At 75.9% G+C, this 23,990-nt stretch carries 26 protein-coding genes; 16 read left to right on the forward strand and 10 right to left on the reverse strand.

The genetic code is table 11. The annotated features are described in order from the left end of the window. Nucleotides 1-96 precede the first annotated feature (96 nt). On the forward strand, nt 97-444 hold the full coding sequence (locus O7633_RS00610) for a helix-turn-helix domain-containing protein (protein WP_282325312.1): 348 nt from the start codon (nt 97-99) through the stop codon (nt 442-444). 93 nt (nt 445-537) lie between these two features. On the opposite strand, the gene O7633_RS00615 is transcribed toward O7633_RS00610, so the two are convergent. Continuing rightward, nucleotides 538-2,652 carry a cellulose binding domain-containing protein gene (locus O7633_RS00615; RefSeq protein ID WP_282325313.1) on the reverse strand — a complete coding sequence of 705 codons (2,115 nt, stop codon included), beginning with the start codon at nt 2,650-2,652 and terminating at the stop codon, nt 538-540. 310 nt (nt 2,653-2,962) lie between these two features. Further along, nucleotides 2,963-3,568 (reverse strand): TetR/AcrR family transcriptional regulator, encoded by a 606-nt coding sequence (locus O7633_RS00620; RefSeq protein WP_178064513.1) that lies wholly within the window; start codon nt 3,566-3,568, stop codon nt 2,963-2,965. Nucleotides 3,569-3,678: 110 nt separating this feature from the next. Between O7633_RS00620 and O7633_RS00625 the strand changes: the two genes are divergently transcribed. Both O7633_RS00625 and O7633_RS00630 read left to right on the forward strand, forming a co-directional pair. Continuing rightward, nucleotides 3,679-4,173, forward strand: coding sequence for a MarR family transcriptional regulator (locus O7633_RS00625; RefSeq protein WP_282325316.1), 495 nt, complete (start codon nt 3,679-3,681; stop codon nt 4,171-4,173). After that, nucleotides 4,170-5,816 carry an MDR family MFS transporter gene (locus tag O7633_RS00630; protein WP_282325318.1) on the forward strand — a complete coding sequence of 549 codons (1,647 nt, stop codon included), beginning with the start codon at nt 4,170-4,172 and terminating at the stop codon, nt 5,814-5,816. Before O7633_RS00625 ends, O7633_RS00630 begins: the two co-directional genes overlap by 4 nt. A 157-nt stretch (nt 5,817-5,973) precedes the next feature. Here O7633_RS00630 and O7633_RS00635 read toward each other — a convergent pair whose 3' ends face one another. The 4 genes from O7633_RS00635 to O7633_RS00650 form a co-directional block, all read right to left on the reverse strand. Then, nucleotides 5,974-6,606 (reverse strand): hypothetical protein, encoded by a 633-nt coding sequence (locus O7633_RS00635; RefSeq protein WP_282325320.1) that lies wholly within the window; start codon nt 6,604-6,606, stop codon nt 5,974-5,976. A 59-nt stretch (nt 6,607-6,665) separates the two neighbouring features. Beyond that, on the reverse strand, nt 6,666-7,325 hold the full coding sequence (locus O7633_RS00640; RefSeq protein WP_074477902.1) for a response regulator transcription factor: 660 nt from the start codon (nt 7,323-7,325) through the stop codon (nt 6,666-6,668). Then, entirely contained in the window at nt 7,313-8,584 is a 1,272-nt protein-coding gene (locus tag O7633_RS00645) for a sensor histidine kinase (protein WP_282325325.1), read from the reverse strand. Before O7633_RS00645 ends, O7633_RS00640 begins: the two co-directional genes overlap by 13 nt. A gap of 199 nt (nt 8,585-8,783) precedes the next feature. Then, nucleotides 8,784-9,128: a hypothetical protein gene (locus O7633_RS00650; protein ID WP_178064520.1), complete on the reverse strand. Its 345-nt coding sequence runs from the start codon at nt 9,126-9,128 to the stop codon at nt 8,784-8,786. A 125-nt stretch (nt 9,129-9,253) separates the two neighbouring features. Here O7633_RS00650 and O7633_RS00655 point away from each other — a divergent pair, with 125 nt between their 5' ends. The 4 genes from O7633_RS00655 (at nt 9,254) to O7633_RS00670 (ending at nt 11,534) form a co-directional block, all read left to right on the forward strand. Continuing rightward, a complete protein-coding gene (locus O7633_RS00655) occupies nt 9,254-10,162 on the forward strand; it encodes a helix-turn-helix transcriptional regulator (RefSeq protein ID WP_282325327.1) in 909 nt (302 codons plus the stop codon). Beyond that, nucleotides 10,159-10,353 (forward strand): DUF397 domain-containing protein, encoded by a 195-nt coding sequence (locus tag O7633_RS00660; protein WP_282325329.1) that lies wholly within the window; start codon nt 10,159-10,161, stop codon nt 10,351-10,353. The genes O7633_RS00655 and O7633_RS00660 overlap by 4 nt, the downstream gene beginning before the upstream one ends. Before the next feature lie 198 nt (nt 10,354-10,551). Continuing rightward, complete coding sequence (locus O7633_RS00665; protein WP_282325330.1) at nt 10,552-10,749, forward strand: DUF397 domain-containing protein; 198 nt, start codon at nt 10,552-10,554, stop codon at nt 10,747-10,749. Between the two features lie 161 nt (nt 10,750-10,910). After that, entirely contained in the window at nt 10,911-11,534 is a 624-nt protein-coding gene (locus O7633_RS00670) for a DUF2238 domain-containing protein (protein WP_219825047.1), read from the forward strand. On the opposite strand, the gene O7633_RS00675 is transcribed toward O7633_RS00670, so the two are convergent. After that, entirely contained in the window at nt 11,485-11,871 is a 387-nt protein-coding gene (locus O7633_RS00675; protein WP_282325338.1) for an amidohydrolase family protein, read from the reverse strand. The genes O7633_RS00670 and O7633_RS00675 overlap by 50 nt on opposite strands. Then, nucleotides 11,864-12,781, reverse strand: a complete 918-nt coding sequence (locus tag O7633_RS00680; RefSeq protein WP_282325340.1) for an FkbM family methyltransferase — start codon at nt 12,779-12,781, stop codon at nt 11,864-11,866. Before O7633_RS00680 ends, O7633_RS00675 begins: the two co-directional genes overlap by 8 nt. 285 nt (nt 12,782-13,066) lie before the next feature. On the opposite strand from O7633_RS00680, the gene O7633_RS00685 reads away from it, so the two are divergent. Both O7633_RS00685 and O7633_RS00690 read left to right on the forward strand, forming a co-directional pair. Then, a complete protein-coding gene (locus O7633_RS00685; RefSeq protein WP_282325342.1) occupies nt 13,067-13,909 on the forward strand; it encodes a nucleotidyltransferase domain-containing protein in 843 nt (280 codons plus the stop codon). Continuing rightward, on the forward strand, nt 13,896-14,498 hold the full coding sequence (locus O7633_RS00690) for an AAA family ATPase (RefSeq protein WP_282325343.1): 603 nt from the start codon (nt 13,896-13,898) through the stop codon (nt 14,496-14,498). The genes O7633_RS00685 and O7633_RS00690 overlap by 14 nt, the downstream gene beginning before the upstream one ends. Here O7633_RS00690 and O7633_RS00695 read toward each other — a convergent pair. Both O7633_RS00695 and O7633_RS00700 read right to left on the reverse strand, forming a co-directional pair. Continuing rightward, the gene (locus O7633_RS00695) at nt 14,477-15,265 is read right to left on the reverse strand and encodes an ABC-2 family transporter protein (RefSeq protein ID WP_282325344.1); all 789 of its coding nucleotides are present in this window, start codon (nt 15,263-15,265) and stop codon (nt 14,477-14,479) included. The two genes, O7633_RS00690 and O7633_RS00695, sit on opposite strands and share 22 nt — an antisense overlap. Before the next feature lie 4 nt (nt 15,266-15,269). Beyond that, nucleotides 15,270-15,416 carry a hypothetical protein gene (locus O7633_RS00700; RefSeq protein WP_282325345.1) on the reverse strand — a complete coding sequence of 49 codons (147 nt, stop codon included), beginning with the start codon at nt 15,414-15,416 and terminating at the stop codon, nt 15,270-15,272. A gap of 218 nt (nt 15,417-15,634) precedes the next feature. On the opposite strand from O7633_RS00700, the gene O7633_RS00705 reads away from it, so the two are divergent. The 7 genes from O7633_RS00705 (at nt 15,635) to O7633_RS00735 (ending at nt 23,967) form a co-directional block, all read left to right on the forward strand. Next, on the forward strand, nt 15,635-16,666 hold the full coding sequence (locus O7633_RS00705; protein ID WP_282325347.1) for a 3-oxoacyl-[acyl-carrier-protein] synthase III C-terminal domain-containing protein: 1,032 nt from the start codon (nt 15,635-15,637) through the stop codon (nt 16,664-16,666). After that, a complete protein-coding gene (locus tag O7633_RS00710; protein ID WP_282325349.1) occupies nt 16,663-17,421 on the forward strand; it encodes a glycosyltransferase family A protein in 759 nt (252 codons plus the stop codon). Before O7633_RS00705 ends, O7633_RS00710 begins: the two co-directional genes overlap by 4 nt. Before the next feature lie 30 nt (nt 17,422-17,451). Further along, nucleotides 17,452-18,945, forward strand: a complete 1,494-nt coding sequence (locus O7633_RS00715) for a class I adenylate-forming enzyme family protein (RefSeq protein ID WP_282325350.1) — start codon at nt 17,452-17,454, stop codon at nt 18,943-18,945. After that, nucleotides 18,938-20,080, forward strand: coding sequence for a cytochrome P450 (locus O7633_RS00720; RefSeq protein ID WP_282325353.1), 1,143 nt, complete (start codon nt 18,938-18,940; stop codon nt 20,078-20,080). The genes O7633_RS00715 and O7633_RS00720 overlap by 8 nt, the downstream gene beginning before the upstream one ends. A 32-nt stretch (nt 20,081-20,112) precedes the next feature. Beyond that, entirely contained in the window at nt 20,113-21,072 is a 960-nt protein-coding gene (locus tag O7633_RS00725; RefSeq protein WP_256095840.1) for an NAD(P)-dependent oxidoreductase, read from the forward strand. 101 nt (nt 21,073-21,173) lie between these two features. Next, nucleotides 21,174-23,174, forward strand: coding sequence for an EAL domain-containing protein (locus O7633_RS00730; protein WP_282328705.1), 2,001 nt, complete (start codon nt 21,174-21,176; stop codon nt 23,172-23,174). A gap of 64 nt (nt 23,175-23,238) precedes the next feature. Continuing rightward, on the forward strand, nt 23,239-23,967 hold the full coding sequence (locus O7633_RS00735; protein ID WP_282325355.1) for a VOC family protein: 729 nt from the start codon (nt 23,239-23,241) through the stop codon (nt 23,965-23,967). Nucleotides 23,968-23,990: the final 23 nt, after the last annotated feature.

Raw genomic sequence — 23,990 nt, forward strand, 5'->3', positions numbered from 1 at the left:
AAGTGCGTGGGCGCGCCGGCCATCCATTGTGGTTAGACTCGTCGGCGTGTGTGGATTCACGGGGAGAACGTCGTCGACCGGCCGCGGAACGGCCGGATGAGCGTCCGGGTGCGGCCCACCCACTGCGGGCTGGACGCCGCGGTCGAGGTGATCAGCGGCAAGTGGAAGGTGGTCATCCTGTGGGCCCTCAGCGACCGGCACCGACGTTTCGGTGAGCTGAGAAGGCTCATTCCCGGGGTGAGCGAAAAGGTGCTCTTCCAGCACCTGCGCGAGCTGGAGACCGACGGCATCGTGCGGCGGGAGACGTTCGACGACCTGCCGCTGCGGGTGGAATATTCCCTCACGGCGGGTGGGCGGGCGCTCAACGAGGCGCTCAAACCCCTCGGCGCCTGGGGGCGGGAGCACCTGCCGGTCGGCGACGTGCCGGCGCGGGTGGTCCCGTAACGTCCGGCCGGGTGCCGCCGGCGGGGGCCCGGGGGCTCCCACCGGCGGCGACGGCCGGTCAGCCGACCCCGGGGTGACGGGTCGGCGGGCGCGTCACAGCACGGCGCACGGGGTGCCGTTGAGGGTGAACGCGGTGGGCCAGACGTTCGGGCCGCTGTACGCGCCGACGAAGCCGGCGCTCGTGCCGCCCCCGCCGCCGGCGATCTTCGCGTTGTCGGCGGTGTTGGTGACCGTCACGGTCCGGCCGCTCTGCGCCCAGGTGGCGCTCCAGCCGCTGTCCACCCGCTGCCAGGTGGTCGGCCAGGTGAACGTGAGCGTCCAGCCGTCGATCTGGTGCGTGCCGTTGTTGACGATGTCGAGGCTGCCGACGAATCCGTTGCCCCAGTCGTTGGTGTCGCGCAGGCGCACGCCGCACGTGCTCTCCGCCGGGCCGGCGGTGGTGAAGGTCACCGGCGGCGACGACCAGGAGAGCCGGCCCGCGCCGTCGCGGGCCAGCACGTTGAGGGTGTACCGGGTGCCCGGCACGAGGTTGCCGACCGCGAGCGAGCTGGCGGTGGTCTCGCCGAGCTGCTCGCTGACCGTGCCGTTCTGCCGGTACACCTCGTACTTGAGGGGTCCGCCGGCCGCCGGGGGCAGCGCGGGCCAGGAGACCGTCGCGCCCCGGTCGGTGACGTCGGCGACGGTGGGCTGGGCGGGCGCGCCCGGCGCGCCGGTGACCACCGTGTCCGGGCGCAGCACCAGCGTGGTCAGCGAGTACGGCGGCAGGGTGCGGCTGGTCGCGCTGCCGGACTGGCTGGTGGCGATGGCGGTCGCGCCGTTGGTGAGGGTGTGCACGGTCGGCGCGGCGGCCGACGGGGTGAACCCGGCGTAGTCGATGGTGACCGGGCGGGCGTCGTCCGGGTCCTTGTTGACCAGCATGACCGCGAGGCTGCCGTCGGGCCGGCGCACGGCGTGCGCGGTGACCAGCGCCTCGTCGGTGCCGGCCCGGACGAACTGGCCGCCGGCCCCGGCGAGCAGGTTCATCATGGACAGCCCGTGGTACGGGGCGAACGGCGTGTTCAGCGGCGGCTCGCAGACGGTGCCGTCGGAGGTGCAGGTGCCGCTGGAGAGCAGCCCGAAGTCGCCGTAGTCGGTGTGGCCGGCCACCTGCGACACCTTGTCGATGCCGTTGTGCACGTTCCACCACTGGACGGTGAACACCCCGTTCTCCAGCAGCTCGCTGTACGCGTCGGCGAGGAACAGCGCGCCGGGCTGGGTGGTGCGGCCGGTGTCGACGTTCAGCTCGGTGAAGCTGATGCCGATGCGGGCGGCGTTCGGCCCCGCGTACCTGGCGATCTGCTGGCGCAGCAGGTGGGCCGCCTCGTCGACGTGGGCGGTGCGGGCCAGGGACTCGGCGGCGCTGCCGCCCGGGTACCAGTGCACGTCCACGAAGTCGATCTTCGGGCCGGCGATCGACAGCACCGCCTGGTTCCACGGGCCGGGGTCGCTGGCGGCGGTGATCCCGTCGGGCCAGTTGCCCGGCATGGTCAGCACCGCGCCGACCTTGATCGTCGGGTCGACGGCCTTCATCGCGTCGGCGTAGTCGACGACCAGGTTCGCGTAGTAGGTCGCGCTCTTGTCCGGGTGGTCGTCGGCCTCCCAGGCCGAGCCGTAGAGGCCGTTGCCGTAGTTCTCGTTGCCGATCGTCCAGTACTTCGCGCCGTACTGCTTGGTGACGTTGGCGTAGCGCACCCAGTCGGCGGCCTCGGCGGGGGTGCCGGTGCCGTAGTTCGCGATGATCATCGGCTGCGCGCCGACCCGCCTCGCGCCGGCCATGAAGGTGTCGAAGTCGGTGTTCGGGGCCACGTACCCGCCGGGCGCGGTGTGGTCCTTCCAGTGGTAGATGTCGGCGTACGAGCCGCCCGGGTAACGCAGCATCTGGACGCCGGCCGCGCGCAGCAGGTCCGACGTCTCGTTCGTGCCCAGGTTCGTGTCCCAGATGGCCTGGTTGACGCCCAGGGCGGTGTTCGGCACGCCGGCCAGCCCCGCCTTGGCGTTGACGGTGACGACGACCGGGTCGGCGGCCGCGCCGACGGCCGGGGGAGTGATCGCGGTGAGGGCGCCGGTGGCGAGCAGGGCGCCCGCGGCGAGGGCCGTCCAGCGGCGTCGACCGGGCCGGCGGGGCGGCGGGGTGTGGCGTGGGTACCCGTACGTGCTCGGGTTGTTCATGCTGTTCCTTCGTGGACCACGGGCAGAGCGCCGCCGGATCGGCGGGCGGCTCTGGACGGACTGATCTGGCGTTGGTCGCAGATGTCGCCGTCCCCCGGGAGGCCGCGCCGGCCACCGGTTGCCCATTGGACGACGGTCAGCCCCGCGCGCGGCTGGTCATCGACGCACAAGAATCTCACGGCCGCGCCCGGATGCTCAAGGCGGTGCGGCCCGGCGCGGCGGGCCGGGGCCGGCACGCGCCGCCGGTCGCGGCGACGCGGCGCTGCCGGTCGTGCCGGGCGTCGCCATCGGTCGTGCCGCGTGCCCGCCGTCAGTCGTGGCGGGGCGGGGCGGCGGCGGGCTCCGCCTCGGCGAGCGCGGTGCGGATCGTGTCGGGCAGCGGGCCGTCCGGGTGGTCGATCCAGTGCTGGATGGCGACCCGCAGCGCCGCGAGGAAGCTCGCGGCCAGGACCCGGGAGCGCAGCGCGGCGTCCGGGCCGGCGAGCCGGGAGGTGAGCTCCGCGGCCACCTCCCGCTCGACCGTCGTGTACGCCGCGAGGTGGTGGGCGAGCAGGCTCGGGTGCGCCCGTAGCTGCCGGCGGTGCGCCAGCCAGGCCGGGTCGGCGTCGCCGTACACCTCGGCGGTGAGTCGCTCGGCCGCCCGGCTCAGCACCGTCCAGGGCCGATCGCCGGGGGGCTGGTCGCGGATCAGCTCCCGCATCCGGCGCAGCCGCTCGGTGTCGCCGTGGAAGAACGCCTCCTCCTTGCTGGAGAAGTAGTTGGAGAACGTGCGGCGGGAGACGTTGGCCGCGTCGGCGATCGCCTCGACGGTCACCCGGTCGGGCCCCTCGGTGGCGGCGAGGCGCAGGGCGGCCTCGTGCAGGGCGAGCCGGGTGGCCGCCTTCTTGCGTTCGCGCAGCCCGGTGGCCTCGTCCATGGGCGTCACGATACGCGGCCGGTGATTTACTTCTCAACGTGCAAACTTGCCCGGTGCGCACGTTCGGTGAATAGTTGCTTGCAGCAACCATCACGGCGGGAGGGGGCGGCGTGGAGACCACCCGGGAGCTGAGCGTGCGGATGTACGACCTGCTCAAGAGCGTGCGGCTGATCAAGCAGCGGCGTGCCGACGACCGGCCGTCCGTGCCGCTCGGGCTGGTCGGCATGCTCACCCAGATCGAGCAGCTCGCCGTCGGGGCGCACGCCCGCGAGCTGGCCGAGCACACCGGGCTCGACCCGTCCACCGTCAGCCGGGCCGTCGCCGCGCTCGTCGCACACGGCCTCGTCGAGCGGCGGGCCGACCCCACCGACCGGCGGGCGAGCTGCCTGACCGTCACCCCCGCCGGCCGGGCGGCCCTTGCGGACGCCTACGGCTGGTACGGCGACCTGCTCGACCGGGCGCTCGCCGACTGGACCCCCGACGAGGTGGCGGCGCTGTGCTCGGCGCTGGGCCGGTTCACCCGCGACCTGGGGGCCGCCCTCGGCGGCAGGGCCGACCCGGGGGCCGCCCCCGCAGACAACGACAACCTGGAGGCCGCGCGATGAGCGCACCCACCACGACGGCCGAAGCCGCGCCGATGACCCATCGGCAGACCCTCGAAGCGCTCAGCGGCCTGCTGCTGGTGCTCTTCGTCGCCATGCTCAGCAGCACCGTCGTGTCGACGGCGCTGCCGAAGATCATCGGGGCGCTGGACGGCTCGCAGACCCAGTACACCTGGGTGGTCACCGCCACCCTGCTCACCGCGACGGCCACCACCCCGATCTGGGGCAAGCTGGCCGACCTGTTCAACAAGAAGACGCTGGTGCAGGTCGCCATCGTCGTCTTCCTCGCCGGCTCCGTGGTCGCCGGCTTCTCCCAGACCGCCGGCCAGCTCATCGCCGCCCGCGCGTTCCAGGGAATCGGCGTCGGCGGCCTCCAGGCCCTCGTCCAGGTCGCCATCGCGGCGATGATCCCGCCGCGCGAGCGCGGCCGCTACAACGGCTACCTCGGCGGCGTGATGGCCGTCGCGACGGTCGGCGGCCCCCTGCTCGGCGGCCTCATCGTCGACACGTCCTGGCTCGGCTGGCGCTGGTGCTTCTTCGTCGGGGTGCCCGTCGCCCTGGTCGCGCTCGTCCTGCTCCAGCTCACCCTGCGCCTGCCCACGGTGCGCCGCGACAACGTCAGGATCGACTACCTGGGCGCGGCCCTGATCGCCGCCGGCGTCAGCGTGCTGCTGATCTGGATCTCGTTCGTCGACGACTCGTTCGCCTGGCTGTCCTGGCAGACCGCCGCCATGGTCGGCGGATCGGTGCTCCTGCTGGCCCTGGCCACCTGGGTCGAGTCCCGGGCCGCCGAGCCGGTCGTCCCGCTCGGCATCGTCCGTGAGCGCACCACCGCCCTGGCCATCCTCGGCAGCCTCGCCGTCGGCATGGCCATGTTCGGCGGCGCGGTCTTCCTCGGCCAGTACTTCCAGATCGGGCGCGGCTACAGCCCCACCGAGGCCGGCCTGCTCACCATCCCGATGATGGCCGGCGTGCTCGGCTCGTCGATCATCGCCGGCCGGATGATCACCCGGACCGGGCGGATCAAGCCCTACATCGTCGTCGGCGCGATCCTCCTCGTCGCCGGGTTCGCCCTGCTCGGCACCATCGACCACGAGACGTCGCTCGTCCTGGTCGGCGTGGCCATGTTCGTCGTCGGCACCGGCGTCGGCATGACCATGCAGAACCTCGTGCTCGCGGTGCAGAACACCGTGTCGCTGCGCGACATCGGCGCGGCCAGCTCCACCGTCGCGTTCTTCCGCTCCCTCGGCGGCACCATCGGGGTCTCCGTGCTCGGCGCGGTCCTCGCCCGCCGGGTGGGCGACCGGATCACCCACGACTTCGCCGCCGCCGGCATCCCCGTCTCCGGAGGCTCCGGTGGCGGCAGCCTCAACCTCGACGTCCTGCCCGCGCCCGTGCGCGAGATCATCCGGGCCGCGTACGGCGACGCCACCGGGCACATCTTCCTGATCTCCGCGGCCATCGCCGTCGTCGGCGTCGTCGCGGCGCTCCTGCTCCGGCCGGTCACCCTGCGCACCAGCCTCGACCTGCCCGACGCGGCCAGGTCGGCCGCCGTGGCCGCCGACGCCGTCGACGGCGCGCCCGCCCTCGACCAGGTGGCCGTCGACGCCGGTCGCGGCGACCGCCCGCCCGTCGGCAGGCCCTGACCCGTCCCGACGCCGGGGCCACCGTCACCGCCCGGTGACGGTGGCCCCGCCCGCTGTCCGGGCCGGTTGCCGCCCGTTGTCCGGGCCGGCGTCGGCGCGGCGGGCGGGGCCGGCGTCGGCGTGGGCGGATCGGCCTCGGCTCGGCCGGCGGCCGGGGTCAGCGCGGCGACACGTACGCCAGCGGCAGCGGCGTCGGCTGCCCCTCCCACGTGCCCGTCAGCCGGGCCCCGGGCAGGCCGGGGTCGTCGCCGACCCGCCGCAGGACGGCCAGCTCGACGGAGCCGGCGACGATGCGGGCCGGATCGCCGTCGACGACCTCGTCGAGCGCGTCGATTCCCGGCGCGCCGGCCAGGCCCGCGCCGTCGACCGCGATCCCCATGCTCGGTGGGCGCTCCTCGCGTTGGCCGTCCACCTCGAAGTACTCCTGCGCCTGGCCGGTGCCCGCGAGGACCGCCCCGGCCAGGGCCGCCGCGTAGACGGGGTCGCCGCAGGCGTCGTACACCCAGCGCGGCCCCAGCACCGAGTGCTCGCAGGTGCCGACGAGCCACGCGTCGGCCCCGCCCAGCGGCGCGCCCCGGTAGGTCAGCGGCACCTGGTGCACCGGCCCGTCGCCGGCCCGCACCAGCAGCGTCTCGATCCCCACCTCCCCGGCGGGGTCGTCGAAGCGGTACGCCGCGACGCGCTCGACGCCGGCGGCGGCGTCCCCCTCGAACCACGGACGACGGGGCAGCCAGGCCGACAGGAGTTCGAGCTTCGTGGGGCGGATCTCCGCCCGGTGCAGCAGCGCCATCACCGGATCATAGGAACCCCCGATCCGGCCGTCACCGGCGACCGCGACGGCGGGGGCTGTCAGGGGGGCGGGGTGGGGGTGTCGAGGTAGTGCAGGACGGCGGCGACGCGGCGGTCCGTGCGGTCGGTGGGCGGGAGGTCGAGCTTGGCGAAGATACTGCGGATGTGCTTGTGCACGGCCCCGTCGGTGACGAAGAGCCGCTCCGCGATGGCCGCGTTGCCCAGCCCCTCGGCCATCAGCGCCAGCACGTCGCGCTCGCGGGGACTGAGCCGGTCCAGCCGGGTGTCGGGGCGGCTGCGGACCAGCAACTGCGCGACCACGTCCGGGTCGATGGCCGTGCCGCCGCCGGCCACCCGGCGCAGGGCGACCAGGAACTCCTCGACCCGGCCCACCCGCTCCTTGAGCAGGTAGCCGAGCCCGGCCCCGCCCCGGGCGAGCAGGTCGGTGGCGAACGCCTGCTCGACGTACGCGGAGAGCACCAGGACGGCGAGGCCGGGCTGCCGGCGGCGGGCCTCGACGGCGGCGACGATCCCCTCGTCGGTGTGGGTCGGCGGCATCCGCACGTCGACGATCGCCACGTCCGGGGCGTGCGTGTCGATGGCGGCGAGGAACGTGGTCGGGTTGTCGGCGGTGGCGACGACGTCCAGGGACTCGGCGCGCAGCAGCAGCGCCAGCCCTTCGCGCAGCAGCGCGTCGTCCTCGGCGATCACGATCCGCACGGCAGGTCCACCTCCACGGTGGTCGGACCGCCCGGCGGGCTGGTCAGGGTCAGTTTCCCGTCGTGTGCCTCGGCGCGCCGCCGGATGCCGGACAGCCCCGAGCCGGCGCGTTCGTCCGCGCCGCCGCGACCGTCGTCGACGATCGTGACGCGCAGCCGGTCGGCGACGCGGCGTACGGTCACCGTGGCCCGTCGGGCCCCGCTGTGCCGGGCGACGTTGGTCAGCGCCTCGGCGGCCACGAAGTATGCCGTGGCCTCGACGGAGGCGGCGCACCGGCCGGGCACGTCCGCGTCGACGCGGGCCGGGACGGGGCAGGTGGCGGCCAGCGACAGCAGCGCGTCGGGCAGGCTGCGGTCGGTGAGCACGGGCGGCAGGATGCCACGGACGACCGCGCGCAGCTCGGCGAGGGCGTCCTCGGCGGCGCGTTGCGCCCGTTCCAGGAGGGCGTCGGCGCCGGCGGGGTCGCGGGTCACCGCCCGGCGGGCCGCGCCGAGCAGCACGGTGACGCCGACGATGCGGTTCTGCGTGCCGTCGTGCAGGGCCCGCTCGATGCGCCGCAGCTCGGCGGCGTGGGCGTCGAGCGCGGCGGCCCGGGTCGCGGTCAGCTCGGCGACGCGCAGCACCAGGTCGGCGTCGGGGTCGGGTGGGAGCAGTCGGCGGCCGGGCAGCTCCTGGAGGCGGGCCAGGGTGGGCGTGGCGTAGCCGACGAGGGCCAGCCAGCCGAGGCCGAACAGGCCGACCCCGAGCGCCCCGGCGGTGTCGGTCACGACGGGGAAGCCCAGCGCCGAGGTCGCCTCGCCCGCCGGCAGCAGCCGCCACCAGAGCGGAAACGTGCCGTCGCGCAGCACGTTGATCGGCAGCGTCAGCCCGAGCAGGCCGAGGAACAGCCCCAGGGTGGCGTGCGTGACCAGCCAGCGCGCCTCCCGCCGGACGGTCGGGTCGGCCACGGCGGACCGCAGGGTCTGCGGCGTCGGCAGCCCGGCGGCGATGACCGGGCCGGTGCGGGACAGCCTGTCGCGTTCCCGGTCGGCGACGGCGCGCAGCGCCCGCAGGGCGTACGGCACCGCCGGCAGGCCCACGCCGACCAGGCAGGCCAGCGCCGTGACGGTCAGCAGGGCCAGGGTGGACAGCGCCAGGACGGCGGTGCCGAGCCCGCCGACGAGGCGTTCCAGGGCGTCGACGCTGAGGCGGACCCGGGCGGCGGGTGCCCACCGGCGGGCCGCGGCCCCGCCGGGCGGGTCGTGCTCGTCCGGCGGCATCCTCGCCTCCTCCCGTGGAACGGCAGCGACAGCACTGCCCCCGGGGGAGGGCAGCGGCAGCAGGGCGCCCCGTGGCACGGCCGTGAAAGCAGGGCGTCCCGGTGGGACAGCAGCGACAGTAGGGCACGGCGGCGGGCCGGCGGCACCGTCGGGGCCGGAAAGTAGTGCCTGCTGTACCCGAGCCGCCCGCCTGGCGGGATCAGGCCGGCCCGGCGGCGTCCGGCTGCGCCGGGGCGAGGACGCCGGTGCCGGACCAGTCGATGTACTCCTCGGCGAGGGCCCGGTCGGGCTCGCCGTCGTCGTCGAGGGTGCTGTACGCGGCGTAGAAGCGGCCGAAGCCGTATCCGCCGGTGGCGAGGGTGGCCAGCGCCCACGGCCGCAGGTTGGCGGGCAGCTGCTGCGGGTACCGCCGGTCCACGGTGACCTGGACGACGCCGAGCAGGTCGTAGGACTGCTCGAAGGTGCCGGCGTCGAGCACCCGGCACAGCGAGAACGCGTGCGGAACCTTCTCCTCCTGGTGGACCCACCGACCCGCGTACGACATGGTGCTGCTCCCTCGCCATCGACGGCCTGACTGATGTGCCTGAGAATGCACGGCGGGTAGCTTGATATCAAGCGTGTCGGGCTGAATACTCGTGGTCAATGTCGCTGGTCGGCGAAGGAGGAAGCATGGCCGCAGGATCCCCGGGGCCGTCCGGTCCGCGCGCGGCACTGTCGCAGTTGGAGTCGTCGCCGGTCGTGCAGGCGTGGGAGCTGGGCATCCGGCTGCGCCAGCGCCGCGAGGAGGTCGGCTTCACCGCGGCGGCGGCCGGTCGCGCCATCGGCATCATCCAGGCGTACGTCTCCGGGGTGGAGTCGGGCCGGGTCAAGCTGCCCGCCCGCCGGCTGGCGCAGATGATCGAGGCGTACGAGTTCGAGCCCGACGACGCGGCCGAGCTGGAGCAGCTCCGGGCGGGCGCGGCCCGGCGCGGCTGGTGGCACGAGTACGCGCAGCTCTTCCCGGCGGAGTTCCTGCGCTTCCTCGGCTACGAGGCCGGCGCGGAGCACATCCGCAGCTTCCACCCCGAGGCGATCCACGGCCTGTTGCAGACCGAGGAGTACGCCCGCGCGGTGATCCGGGGCGGCACCACCACGATCCGGCTGACCGAGGTCGAGCGGCGGGTGGCCGTGCGGATGGCCCGGCAGGCGCGCCTCGACGGCGCGCACCCGCTGCGGGTGTCCGCCCTGCTCAGCGAGGGCGCGTTGCGCCAGCAGGTCGGCGGCCCGCAGGTGATGCGCCGCCAGCTCGACCACCTCGTCCGGCTGGCCACCGAGCGGCCCGAGCAGATCGAGGTGCGGGTGCTGCCGTTCAGCGCCGGGGCGCACCCCGCGTTCGGCGGGCCGTTCGAGATCCTGTCGTTTCCCTCGCCCCGGCTGCCCGACCTGGTCTGGCAGGAGATCCTGACCTCCATCGACATCGTCGACCAGTCGGTGCGGGTGACCGACTACCTCGTCACCTTCGCCGAGACCCGGGAACTCGCGTTAGGCTCGGACGAGTCCGTCGACCTGATCCGCCGCATCGCCAAGGAGATGACGTGAGCGCTTCTCGTCGTGACTGGTTCAAGTCGTCCCGCAGCTCCAGCAACGCCAACTGCGTGGAGGTGCGGCTCGGCGGCGACGCGGTCGGCGTGCGCGATTCCAAGGACCCCAGCGGCCCCACCCTGGCCTTCGTCGCCGCTTCCTGGGCCAGCTTCACCCTCGCGATCAAGCTGGGCGGGCCCCGCCTCTAACGGACTGTGCGTGGTCGTTGCCACACTTCGGCGAGCCGATGTCAGGTTTCGGATAGTGGGTGTGTAGCGCCTGATCAGTTACCTTGGCGGTCCGCCACTCTTGCGGAAGGGCAGACCGTGGAACCGGGCTCACTCGCAACTGATTCATCGCCTGCTGGCCGCACTTTCTCAAGGGACGTTCCCTTGTCGGTAGATGACGTGAGCGCCCCTCGTCGTGACTGGTTCAAGTCGTCCCGCAGCTCCGACAATGCCAACTGCGTGGAGGTGCGGCTCGGCGGCGACGCAGTCGGCGTACGCGATTCCAAGGACGTCGCGGGCCCCGCCCTGGCCTTCGGTCCGGCGGCGTGGGGTGGCTTCGTGGCCGCCGTGAAGGCGGGCTCCGCCCCGGGCCGCTGACCCCGGCGCTCGCCAGCCCCGCCGTTGATCCCGGCGCGGAACCGCCCTGCCGCCGACCCCGGCGCCCCGCCGCCCTGCCGCTGAGTGACCGATCAGCAGGGGATATCGTCGGCGACCGACCGGCGGCTGCCGGCCTGGCCCAACCGAACAGGCGGTCGTCGGTGTCCCGAGCGCGTGCGGTCCTTCCCCCGGCACTGCTGGCCCTCGTCCTGGTGGCGCTGGTGGCGTCCGGCATCCGGCCGTACGACCGGCTCACCTGGCTGCTGGAGACGGTGTGGGTGATCGTCGGCGTGCCGGTGGTGCTGCTCACCTGGCGGCGCTTCCCGCTGAGCACGCTGCTGTGCTGCCTGCTCGCGGCCCACGCGCTGATCCTCATCGCGGGCGGGCACTGGACGTACGCGCGCACCCCGCTGGGCGACTGGGCGCGCGACCTGTTCGACCTGTCCCGCAACCCGTACGACCGGCTCGGTCACTTCGCGCAGGGCTTCGTGCCGGCCATCCTGGTCCGGGAGATCCTGGTCCGCCGCTCGCCGCTGCGGGGCAGCCGCTGGCTCGCCCCGCTCGTGGTCTGCGCCTGCCTGGCCTTCAGCGCCTTCTTCGAGATGATCGAGTGGTGGGCGGCGGTGGCCGGCGGCTCGGCCGCCGACGACTTCCTCGCCACCCAGGGCGACGTCTGGGACACCCAGTGGGACATGTTCCTGGCGCTGCTCGGCGCGATCACGTCGCTGACCCTGCTCAGCCGGCTGCACGACCGGCAGCTTCCGCCACCGGCGGCGCGCGGCTGAACCCCGCCGCCGGTGTGCGGCCGAATGGTTTACCGGCATTGCTCAGACTGCCGCCCATCAGGCCGATCAGCCACTCCCGGTTGGGCTCGGTCACCGGGGCGAATCCGACGCCGCAGTTGCCCATCACCACCGTGGTCACGCCGTGCCAGCAGGACGGCGTCAACAACGGGTCCCAGGTCACCTGGCCGTCGAAGTGCTTATGGATGTCGACGAATCCGGGAGTGACGATGCACCCGACCGCCACGATCCGCCCGTCGGAAATGGCGACGTCACCGGTCCGGGCGGCGTCTCCGGTGCCGTCCACGACCGTGCCGGACCGAACGACGACGTCATACATCGAGCAGGTGTCCTTTCTCGGCGGCGACGAAGACGAGGTTGTCGTATTCATACGATGACCTCGGTCGATGCGGTCGCGGCATTCCGTCGGACAGCTCGTAGGCCCGGTAGTCGTGGCCGACCATGAACTCGACGAGTTCCGCGCTGCGCGGCGCGCCCGGCACGTCGAGGTCGCCGACCTCCAGCGAGACCACCGGGCGCACCGTGCCCAGCAGGCGGCCCATGCCCTCCAGGACGTTCTTCTCGGCGCTCTCGGCGTCGATCTTCACCACGTCGGGCGTCAGCGCCCGCGCCGCGACGAACTCGTCGAGGGCGACCGCGGCGACCCCGTGCACGGTGGTGGCCACCCGCTGCCGCACCGCCGCGGGCAGCCGGGAGCGGTAGGCCGAGTTGTAGGGGCTGTAGCCGACGCCGTGGTCGGTCAGCGACACCTTCCCCGGCGACGACCAGACCGCCGCCGGCGCCGCCGTGACGTTGCCGAGGCCGGCCACGTTCTGCGCCAGCAGCGCGTACGTCCCGGGCGTGGGCTCGAAAGACACCACCCGGCCGGACCCGCCGACGCAGCGCGCCGCCAGCACCGTGAAGTAGCCGAGGTGGGCGCCGACGTCGAGGAACGTCGCCCCGGTGCGCAGGTGGCGCAGCAGGAAGGCGCTCAGCTCGTACTCGATGAAGCCGTGCCGGCGGATCGCGATGGAGATCTCGTCGGGCAGCCGCACCCGCAGCCGGTCGCCCCAGAACGTGCGGCCGTGGGCCAGCCGGGCGTGGCCGCGGTGCCGCCAGCGGCGCAGCCGCGCCGTGGACGGGAACGCGGTGGGGTACGGCCGGCGCAGGAAGGACCGCACCGGTCGGCCGGCCGCCGCCGCGTGGCGACGCAGTTTCTCGGCGAGCGCCCGGCGTTGCGCATCCGTCACGGCAAAGGCCGAATCATGAGAACCCCCGCAATGGTTCGTGGTTCGGTCGTGGCCTTCGATCGTCCTCGATGTCATGGCGAGGCCACCGTGTCGTCAGACCGCAGCGTACGTCAATGTCTTCGACCGGTCCAGAATTGATTTCCCAGTGCCGATGCGGGGCCCTTATACGACACGCGGAGAACGACTGGAAACCCCTATTGCCGGCCCCTGAGGGCGGCCGGGCGCGCGCCCGGGATGTGCTAGGTTGGCACGCGGCCGGTGACGGTACAGAAAGGGTGGCGGCCCGTGGGCGACGCCGGACAGGACGCGATCCTCGCCAAGATCCGTGACGCGCTCTCGGGGCTGCCCGGCATCGTGGGCCTCGCCCTCGGCGGATCCCGCGCCCGGGGCACCGCCGACCGCAGGTCCGACGTGGACGTCGGCGTCTACTACCACCGCGACGGCCGGCCCGACGTCCGGGAGCTCAGCGCCGCCTTCGCCCGCATCGACGACAGCGGCGACGCCGGGTGCACCGACTACGGCGAGTGGGGGCCGTGGATCAACGGCGGCGGCTGGCTCGTCGTCGACGGGGTGAAGACCGACGTCCTTTTGCGGGAGGTCGACCGCGTCCGCGCCGTCGTGCGGGCGTGCGCCGCCGGGCGGCCCGAGATCCACTACCAGCCCGGCCACCCGCACGGGTTCTGCACCGTGATCTACGCCGGGGAGCTGCACCACAACGTCGCGTTCCACGACCCGCAGGGCGTGCTCGCGCAGCTGCGCGAGCTCACCGACCCCTACCCCGAGCCGCTGGCGAAGGCCCTCGTCGGGCAGTTCGGCTGGGAGTCGCAGTTCGCCCTCGACACGGCGGTCACCGCCGCCGGACGGGGCGACGTCGCGTACGTCACCGGCTGCGCCTACCGGGCCGTCGCCTGCCTCACCCAGGTGCTCTTCGCCACCGCCGGCCGCTACCTGGTCAACGAGAAGGGCGCGGTGGCGGAGGCGGCGACCTTCCCGACCACCCCGGCCGGGTTCCGCGGCGGCGTCGAGGCGGCGCTCGCCGCCCTCTCCGCCGACCCGGCCGACCTGACCCGCGCCCTGCGGCTGCTGCGCGACGTGCGCGAGGAGGTCATGGCCGGTGCCGGGGGATGAGGCCGGGCCCCGGGTCTGGATGGTCACCGGCGTGCCGGGGGCCGGCAAGTCGACGACCGCCCGCGCGCTGGCCCGCTCCGTGCCCCGGGGCGTGCACGTCGAGGGCGACGCGCTGCAACGGCTCATCGTCGCCGGCAGCCGGCCGCCGCAGCCGCAGCACGACGAGGAGGCCGAGCGGCAGATCCTGCTCAACGTCGGCAACCAGTGCCTGCTGGCGCGCTCGTTCCTCGCCGCCGACTTCCTGGTCGTCCTCGACTACGTGGTGACGTCCCGGCAGCGGCTGCGGCGCTACCTGGAGCTGCTGCACCCCGCGCCGCTGGGCTTCGTGATGCTCCGCCCCGACCTGGCCGTCGCGGCGGTGCGCGACGAGCTCCGCCCACACAAGACGGTCCTGCACGGCTGGCTGCACCTGGCCGACGAGATGGCCGGGGAGCTGGCCGGCGTCGGCCTCTGGCTGGACAACGGCGACCTGACGGTCGACGAGACGATCGCGGCGATCCGCGCGCGGGCCGGCGAGGCCACCCTCACCCTTGACGCGCTCGACGCGTTCGACGGCCCCCGGGCGTCTCAGTTCCCGGCGCTCTCGTAGCGGCGCAGGCCCCGGCGGAACATGGCGACGGCGAGCAGCACGCACCAGGCCGCCACCACCGGCGTCAGCAGGCCCACCCACGCCAGCCGCCCGTGGTCGAGGAACGCCGACACCGGGAAGAAGCCGATGAACGCGAACGGCAGGGCGGTCGCCAGCACCGCCTGCAACCCCACCGAGTAGATGCTCAGCGGATACTTCGTCAGCTCACCGAGCTGGTCCAGGCCGGCGGCGAAGGTGTTGATCGCCCCCCGTAGCCAGAACGACGTGGAGTTGGCCACCACGGTCAGCGACACCTTGATCAGCAGCGCGCTCGGCAGCAGCACCGCCGCGAGCGCCACCCGCCCCGGCGTCCACGCCACGTCCAGGTGCGCCAGCGCGGTGCCGAGCAGCCCGCCGCCGACGGTCAGGTTGCCGAACGCGTTCATGCCCACCCGGCTGCTGCACACCTGCAACAGGCACGGGTACGGCCGCAGCAGCATCCGGTCCAGCTCGCCGCGGTTGATCAGACCGGCCAGCCCCCACGTGCCCTCGGCGAGCAGCTCGCTGGCCCCCTGGGCGAGCACCATCATCCCGAAGATCAACACGACCTCCCACACCCCCCAGCCGTGGATGCGGGGGACCCGGGCGAAGATCGTCGCGATGAGTAGCAGGCCCGCGCCCTGGGTCAGCACGGCGGCGACCACCAGGATCCAGAAGTCGGCCTGGTATTCCAGGGTGGCCCGCAGGTGCGCGCCGAGACAGCGCCGGTAGACGCGCAGGGTGTGCACCGGCTCAGCCCCCGTGCACGGTGAGCCGGCGGACCGCGACGTGCCACCGCCGCCGGGCCAGCCACCACAGCGCGACGATCCACAGCAGCTGCACCGCCACCGCCAGCGCGCCCGGCAACCCGGGGAGCGGCCCAGGAACAGCATCGCCCACCGGCCCCTTCCGCAGGTAGCGGGCCGGGGACGCGCCGCGCGGCGGCCCGGCGACCCCGCCGGGCCGCCGCGGCGCGTGATTCCCGTCACGCCGGCTCGTCGTCGGCGGCGGATCCGCCGCCGCGCCGCGCGCCCGTGAGCGTGCGCCACCGGGGCCGCCGGGCGAACATGAGCACCCCTACTCATCCGCTGGCCGGGTGCGTTGGGCAAGCTCAACGCATGATCGACCCCACACCACCACTGAGCCCGGCCCGGGGGCGGGTGGGCATCACCGCCGTCGGGGCCAGCCTCCCCGGGCAGGCCGTCCCCACCGCCGAGGTGCAGCGGCGGCTCGCCGAGGCCAGCGGGCTGACCCTGCCGGACGGCCTGCTCGCGCGAATGACCGGCATCTCCTCCCGCCGGCTCGCCGCCGACGGCGAGTACGCCTCCACCCTCGCCGTGCGCGCCGCCCGGCGGGCGCTCGCCACCGCCGGCCGGGAGCCCGAGGAGGTCGACCTGCTGCTGTTCGCCTCCGCCACCCGCGACGTCGCCGAGCCCGCCACGGCCCACATCGTGCAGGCCGAACTCGGCAGCCGCGCCCACGCCCTCGACGTCACCAACGCCTGCAACAGCTTCCTCAACGGCATCGACCTGGCCCGCTCGGCGATCCTCGCCGGCCGCGCCCGCCGCGCCCTGGTCGTGACGGGGGAGACCCCCACCCGGGCGATGCGCTGGCAGGTCACCGACCTCGACCAGGCCCGGGGCGCGTTCGCCGGCTACACCTTCGGCGACGCCGGGGCCGCCGTCCTCGTCGAGCCGGTCGCGCGTGGCGGGATCGTCGACGTCGACACCGAGACCTGGTCGGAGCACTGGACGGTCGGCGGCATCCCCGGCGGCGGGTCCCGCCACCCCCGCGGCGACGAACACACGTACTTCACCGGCGACGGCCGCGCCCTGCGCGACGTGTTCGAGAAGATCGGCGCGGACATCCTGCACCGGGTCCGGGGCCGCACCGGCCTCGACTGGGCCGACTACGCCCGGGTCCTCGTCCACCAGGTCACCCTGCCCTACCTCGACCGGTTCGTCGAGGTCACCGGCGTCCCCCGGGACAAGCTGGAGATCACCGTCGGGGAGCTGGGCAACCTGGCCAGCGCCACCCTCGGCGTGCAGCTCGCCCGCGTCGACGCCACGCTGCGCCCCGGTGACCGGGTGCTCTTCGTCGGCCTCGGCGGCGGCGTCAGCCTCATGACGATGGTCTGGGAGAAGTCGTGACCGGCCCGGGGGACGGCGGGACCGCCCTGTGGGTGGTGGTGCCCGCGTACAACGAGGTCGCCCGCGTCGGCGGCACCCTCGACGCCCTCGCCGCGCAGACCGACCGGGACTTCACCCTGCTGGTGGTCGACAACGGCTCCACCGACGGCACCCGGGACGCGGTGCGCCGCTTCGCCGTGCACGCGCCGGTGCCGACCCGGCTGCTGCGCGAGGAGCAGCGGGGCGTCGGCGCGGCCGTCGACACCGGCTTCCGGCACGCGATCGCGCAGGGCGCCACGCTCCTGGCCCGCACCGACGCCGACTGCCTGCCCCACCCCGGCTGGGTGGCCGCCGCCCGCCGCGCCCTCATCGGCGGGGCGGCCATGGCGTGCGGCCGGATCGAGGCCCGCCGCGACGAGCACGGCCCGCTGGGCCGGGCCGGGTTCCGCTGCCTGGTCGCCGTCGCCACCACCTTCGGCCGGCTGCGCCCCGCCCACCGCGGCCCCGGCTACCGGGCCCCCTACCGGATGCACGCGGGCAACAACATGGCGATCACCGCCGAGGCGTACCTCGCCGCCGGGGGCATGCCCCGCCGCCCGTCGCCGACCGACCGGGAGTTCCTCAACCGGGTACGCCGGCACACCGACGCCATCGTCCACGAGCGCACCATGGTGGTGGAGAACTCCACCCGGCGGCTGCGGGCGTACGGGCTGCGCCGCACCGCCGCCTGGTACCTGGACCGGGGCAGCGGCCGGCTCTCCCCGGACCCGCGCTGACCGCACCCCCGCCCGGAAACGAGTCCCACCATGCTCAACGAACTGGCCGCCGTGCTGCGCCGCCACCCCGACCGGCCCGCCGTGCTCGCCGCCGGCCCCACCGGCCGCACCCGCACCCGGGCCACCCGGGGCGAGCTGGCCGCCCTCGCCGACGGGTACGCCGCCGCCCTGCACCACCACGGCCTCGCCGCCGGGGACACCCTCGGGGTGGCGGTGCGCCCCGGCCCCCTGGCCCTGTCGGTGCTGCTCGCCGCGCACCGGCTCGGGCTGCGGGTGGCGGTGCTCGACCCCAGCGCCGGCCCGGACGTGCTCACCGCGCGCCTGGCCCTGGCCCGCCCGGCCCTGGTCGTCGCCGACGCGGCGGCGCAGGCCGTCGCCGGCTGGGCGCGCCCGCTGGCCGACCGGGCGCGGCTGGCCCTGCCCCGGCTGGCCGAGCTGGGGCCGGTGCGTACGGTCGGCCGCCGGCTGCCCGGCTGCGCCCCGGAGCTGCGCCCCCGCCCCGGCCCGGCCCCCGACCGGGGCGGACCCGACGACGACGCGGTGATCATCTTCACCTCGGGCACGACCAGCCGGCCCCGGGCAGTCGTGCACCGCCGCGCCGGCCTGGACGCCGGGATGCGCGCCGTCGCCGACCTGGTCCGCCCGCGCGCGGGCGCGCCGGTGCTCGGCGGCACGTTCTTCGTCCTCGTCCCGGCCCTGGCCAGCGGCGCGCCGGTGGCCCTGCCGGCCCGCTCGCCCCGGGTCCTGGCCCGGCAGGTGGCCCGGCTGCGCCCGCAGGCCAGCTACCTCACCCCGCCGCAGCTGCGCGCCCTGCTGGCGCAGCGACCCCGGCTGTCCGGCCGGTTCTACAGCGGCTCCGCGCCGGTCAGCGCCACCCTGCTCGACCGGGCCCGCCGGGCCGGAGCCGAGCAGGCGTGGGGGGTGTACGCGCTCACCGAGCTCTTCCCGGCCGCCGCCGTCGAGGCGACCGAGAAGGCCGCCTTCACCGGCGACGGCGACCTCGTCGGCGCGCCCCTGCCCGGGGTGGACGCCCGGGTCGGGCCCGACGGGAGGCTGCTGCTCGCCGGGCCGGGGCAGGCGCACCGCTATCTCGGCGAGCCGCCGCACGACCTGGTCGACACCGGCGACGTCGCCCGGCTCGACGGCGACCGCATCGTCCTCGCCGGCCGCAGCAAGGACATGATCCTGCGCGGCGCGGAGAACATCTACCCTGGCCTGTACGAGCCGGCCCTGCACGTGCCCGGGGTCAACCTGGCGGTGCTCGTCGGCGTGCCCGCCGACGACGGCGACGAACGGCTCGTCGCCGTCGTCGAACCGGAGCCCGGCGTCGACCCCGGCCGGCTGCGCGGGGCCCTCGACCCGGTGCTCGCGCGGATGGGCGCCGCCCGCCCCGACGCGCTGCTCATCGCCCCGGTGCCGACGAGCGGACGGTCCCGCAAGCCCGACCGGGCCGCCACGGCCGCCCTGGCCGCCGCCGCGACGGGCCGGCCCGTCCCGAGCCCGCGGCGGGGCGGCCGTGGCTGAGCGCCCCGCCGCCGAGGCGGCCCCGGTCGACGCGGCCCCCGCCGGGGCTGCGCGTCCCGGTCGGGGCCGCCGCCGCGACCGCCGCCTCTACCTGCGGCGCTACCCGCTGCTGTTCGGCGTGCTCGTCGCCACCCGGCGCCGGCCGGTGCTGCGGCTGGGACGCACCGTGCTCGTGCACGACCCGCAGGCGTACCTCGACGCGCTGACCCGGCTGCCCCTGGACCGGGCCGCCGCCGGCACCGTCGGCGGGACCGCCCACCGGCTCGGCGCCGACGGGCTCCTGTTCGACCAGGAGGGCCCCGAGCACCGGCGGCTGCGCCGCGCCCTGCACGACGGACTGGGGCCCGCCGGGGTGGCCAAGCTGCGCCCGGCCTGGACGGCGGTGCTGGGGCGGCGGCTCGCCCCGCTGGCCGCCGGGGAGCCGGTGGACCTGGTGCCGGTCGCCGCCGAACTGGCCGGCGTCACCACGGCGGCGCTGCTGGGCGTCGACGCCGACCCCGCCGCCCTGGCCGCCGCCGCCCGCCGCGCCGCCGCCACGGCCGCCGCCGCCCAGCTCCCCGGCCCGCGCCCACCCGGCCGGGCCCGCGCCGCCCGCCGCGCCGTGGCCGACCTCGCCGACCTGCTCGGCGTGCCGCCGGAGGCCGCCGGCCTGGCCGGCATGCTCGCCGTCGCCGCCGTCAACACCACCGTCTCCGGCCTGCCCCGGGCGGTCGCCTGGTGCGCCGACGACCGGCTGTGGGCCGCCGCCGCCGACCCGGCCGACCGGGAGGCCCTGGTCGACGAGCTGCTGCGGGTGACCGCGCCGAGCCCGCTGCTGCCCCGGGTCGCCGCGGCGGCGGGCACCGCCGGCGGCTGCCCCGTCCGGGCCGGGGACCGGCTGCTGCTGGTCGCCCGGCACGCCGCCGGGGCGCACCGCGCCGGCCCCGACCCGGCCGACCCGGCCCCGACCCGGACCGCGCGGCTGGTCTTCGGCGCCGGCCCGCACTCCTGCCCCGGGGCCCGGCTGGCCCGCGCGCAGCTCGCCGACACCCTCGCCGCGCTCGCCCCGCACCGGCCGGTCGTGACCCGGGCCCGCGCCGACGGGCGCGCCGCGCTGCCCGGCTGGGCGCGCCTGGTGATCCGGGCCGGCGCGTGAGCCCCGCCGGGGCCGACGCCCGGGGCCGGCGCGTGGACCTCCACGGGGCCGAGGTGGCGGTCACCGGGGCGAGCGGCTTCTGCGGCGCCGCCGTGGCCCGCGCGGCGGCGGCCGCCGGGGCCCGGGTGCGCTGCCTCGGCCGCCGCCCCGGCCCGGTCGGCCGGCACGTCCCGTGGGACGCCGCCCGCACGGCCCCCGACCTGGCCGGGGCCGACGTGGTCGTGCACCTCGCCGCGGCGGTCGGTGACCCGCCGCCCGGCCGGGCCGCCGAACGCGCCTACCGGGCCGTCAACGTCGACGGGGCGGCCCGGGTGCTCGACGCCGCCGCCGGCCGCCCCCTGGTCTGGGTGAGCAGCGCCAGCGTCTACCGGCCGCAGGGCGCGACCCTGGTCACCGAGGACCACCCCACCGACGGGCAGCTCTCCGCGTACGGGCGCACCAAGGCCGCCGGCGAGCGCCTCGCCCTCGCCGCCGGCGCGGTCGTGCTGCGGCCCCGGGCGGTCTACGGCCCCGGCGACCCGCACCTGCTGCCCCGGCTGCTGCGGGCCCGCCGGGGCGGGTGGCTGCCGGTGCCCGGCCCCGACGTGCGGCTCAGCCTCACCGCCGTGGAGAACCTGGCCGACGCCTGCCTGGCCGCCCCCGCCTGGCCGGGCGGGGCGTACAACATCGCCGACGCCCGGCCGTACTCGCGCGACGCCGTGCTGCGCGCGGTGCTCGCCGCGGTGGGCGACCCCGCGCGGCTGGCCCACCTGCCGGCCGGCGTCGCCCACGCCGCCGCGTCGGCGGCGACCGCGTGGTCGGGCCTCACCCGCCGCCCGCCGCTGCTGACCCGGTACGCCGTCGACCAGCTCGCCCGCGACATGGTGCTCGACCTCGGCCGGGCCCGCGCCCAGGGGTACCGGCCGCGCCGCGACCTCGCCGACTACCTGGCCGCGCCGGACGGACCAGGGCGGGCGGCGCGCGGGACACGCGGCGGCCGGGACCGTGGGTAGACTCCGCGTCGCGGCCGGATGACCATGCGTCGGGGTCCCTCGTGCGAGGGCGCCCTCGTGCGATCCGAGCCCGGGGAGAGGGATGGGGTGCCCGCCAGGTGATGACTCTTGCGGCGGTCGCGGCCGACGTCTCCTGCACCGCCCTGCTGGTGCTCGCCCCCGACGGCCGCTGCCTCTGGTCCAACGTGGCCGCCGGCCGGCTCGGGGTGCGGCCGGACGAGCTGCCGCTGGCGCGGGTGGAGCCGGGCGGCCCGGCCGTCGAGGTCCCCTGGCCCGCCGCCGAGCAGGCGACCCGGTGGTTGCAGGTGTGCTGCCACGGCGTCGACTCCGACGGCCAACCCCTGCGCGTGTACGAGGTGCGCGACGTCAGCGCCGAACGCCGCGAACGCGAGCGGGGCCGCAACCACCGGTGGCGCCTGGCCCGCATCGAGCAGCTGGCCAAGGTCGGCACCTGGGAGTGGCACGTGGCGACCGGCGAGGTCGTCTGGTCCGACGTGCTGCTGCAGATGTTCGGCCTGCCGCCGGGCACCACGTTGGACTATCCGTCCTACCGCCAGCTCGTGCACCCCGACGACATCGGCCTCATCGAGCGGACCCTGGAGTCGGCGCTGGCCACCGCGTCGCCCTTCGCCTACACCCACCGCATGTACCTGCCCGACCGCGCGACGATCCGCGTCTTCGAGTGCTACGGCGAGGTCGTCACCGACGCCACCGGCGCCCCGGAACGCGTCCTGGGCACGGCCCACGACATCACGGCCATGCGGCGCGCCCAGGACGAGCTGACCCGGCTGGCCGAGCGCGACCCCCTGACCGACCTGCCGAACCGGCGCGCCCTGCTCGCCCGCCTCGACCACCTGCTCGCCTCCGGCGACGGGCGCAGCGGCGCGCTGCTGCTGATCGACATCGACAACTTCAAGGACATCAACGACGTGCACGGGCACGCCGTCGGCGACGACGTGCTGCGCGTGCTGGCCCGCCTGCTCGTCCGGCACCTGCCGGCGGGCACCCTCCTGGGCCGCCTCGGCGGCGACGAGTTCGCGGTCGTGCTGCCCGAGGCCACGGCCGGCGGGGCCCTCGCCGTCGCCGAGGGCCTGTGCAACGCCGTCGTACGCAGCCCCGTGCCGCTGGTCGACGCCGGCCTGCGGGTCACCCTGAGCATCGGGGCCGCGTCGCTGGCCCCCGGCGACACCCGCGACGTGGCGCTCGCCCACGCCGACCTCGCGCTCTACGAGGCGAAGAACGCCGGGCGCAACCGGGCCCGGCTCTACCTGCCCGAGCAGTACCGGCACGCCGTGCAGCGGGTCAACGTGGTGGCCCGGGTCCGCAACGCCCTCGACGAGCGCCGGATGCGCCTCGACGCCCAACCGATCATCGACCTGCTGACCGGCGAGGTGGTCAGCCACGAGCTGCTGATCCGGCTGCGCGACGGCCGGGAGCCGGAGCTGGCGCCGGGCGACTTCCTGCCCACGGTGGAGCGCGACGACCTCATCCGGGAGCTGGACCGGTGGGTGGTGGCCACCGCCACGGCGGCGCTGGCCGACCCGGCCGCCGCGGCGGCCGGGACCCGCTTCGACGTGAACATCTCCGCCCGGTCGCTGGAGTCGCCCGGCTTCGGCGACTGGGTGGTGGGGCGGCTGCGCGCGGCCGGCGTCGAGGCCCGCCGGCTGGGCCTGGAGGTCACCGAGACGGCGGCGATCACCAACGTCGCCGCCGTGCGCAACCTCGCCGGCACGCTGCGCGACGCCGGCTGCCGGCTGAGCCTGGACGACTTCGGGGCCGGCTTCGGCTCGTTCGCCTACCTCAAGCACCTGCCGTTCAGCACCGTCAAGATCGCCGGGGACTTCGTCCGGCAGGCCGACCGGGGCGGCGCCGACCCGGTGCTCATCGACGCGGTCGTGCGCGCCGCGCACGGGCTGGGCATGCGCACCGTCGCCGAGTCGGTCGACCGCGACGCGCTGGTGCCCGCGCTGCGCCGGCTGGGCGTCGACGCCGGCCAGGGCTACCACCTGGGCCGCCCCGTGCCCCTGGACGTCCTGCTCAACCGGGTGCCCGACGACCGTCCCGCCGCCGTGGACGGCGCGTCCCGCCGCCCCGACCACTGACCGCCGCCCCGACCCTGCGCCCCGACCACCGCCCCGCCGTTCCCCGGAGACCCAGGTGACCCAGGTGACCGTACCCCCCGCGCCGGCGCTGCCCGGCGGCGTCACGCTCGCCACCCCCGCCCCCGACGCCGCCCGCGCCTTCTACACCGACCTGCTCGGCTGGGCGTACGCCGCACCGTCCGGCCCGCACTCCGGGCGGACCGAAGCGACCGTCGCATACGCCGAGGGGACGCCCGCCGCCGGGCTGGAGCCGGGCGCCGGGCCGGCCCGTTGGTGGACGGTGCTCGCCGCCGGCGACGTCGGCGCCGTCCGGGCCGCCGCCGGCCGGGCCGGGGCGCGCGTCGACGGCGACGACGTGCACGACCCGCTCGGCGGGTCCTTTCGACTGCGCGCCGGCACCGACGTCGTCGCCCCCGGCCCGGGGCGGCCGAGCTGGTACGAGTACTTGACGACCGCCCCCGCCGCCGCCGACCGGTTCCACGCCGACGCCCTGGGGCTGCGGGCGAGCGTGCCGCCGGGCGCGCCCGACGATTCGTATGCCCTGCTGCTGGCCGACGGGCGGCCCGTCGCCGGCCGGCTGGCGCTGCCCCCGCCGCTGGCCGGCCTGCTGCCGACCGGCTGGATGGTCTACTTCGCCGTCGCCGACCCCGACGACGTGGCCGGGCGGGCGCAGGCGCTGGGCGGGCGGCTGCTGGTGCCGCCCCGCGACGTGCCGACCGGCCGGGTGGCCGCGCTCGCCGACCCGGCGGGGGCGGTGTTCACCGTCGTCCGCCCGGCCACGGCCCCGGCGTAGTCCCGGCGTGCCGACCGCTGCTC

The organism is Micromonospora sp. WMMD712 (assembly GCF_029581295.1).
Classification (GTDB): domain Bacteria; phylum Actinomycetota; class Actinomycetes; order Mycobacteriales; family Micromonosporaceae; genus Micromonospora; species Micromonospora carbonacea.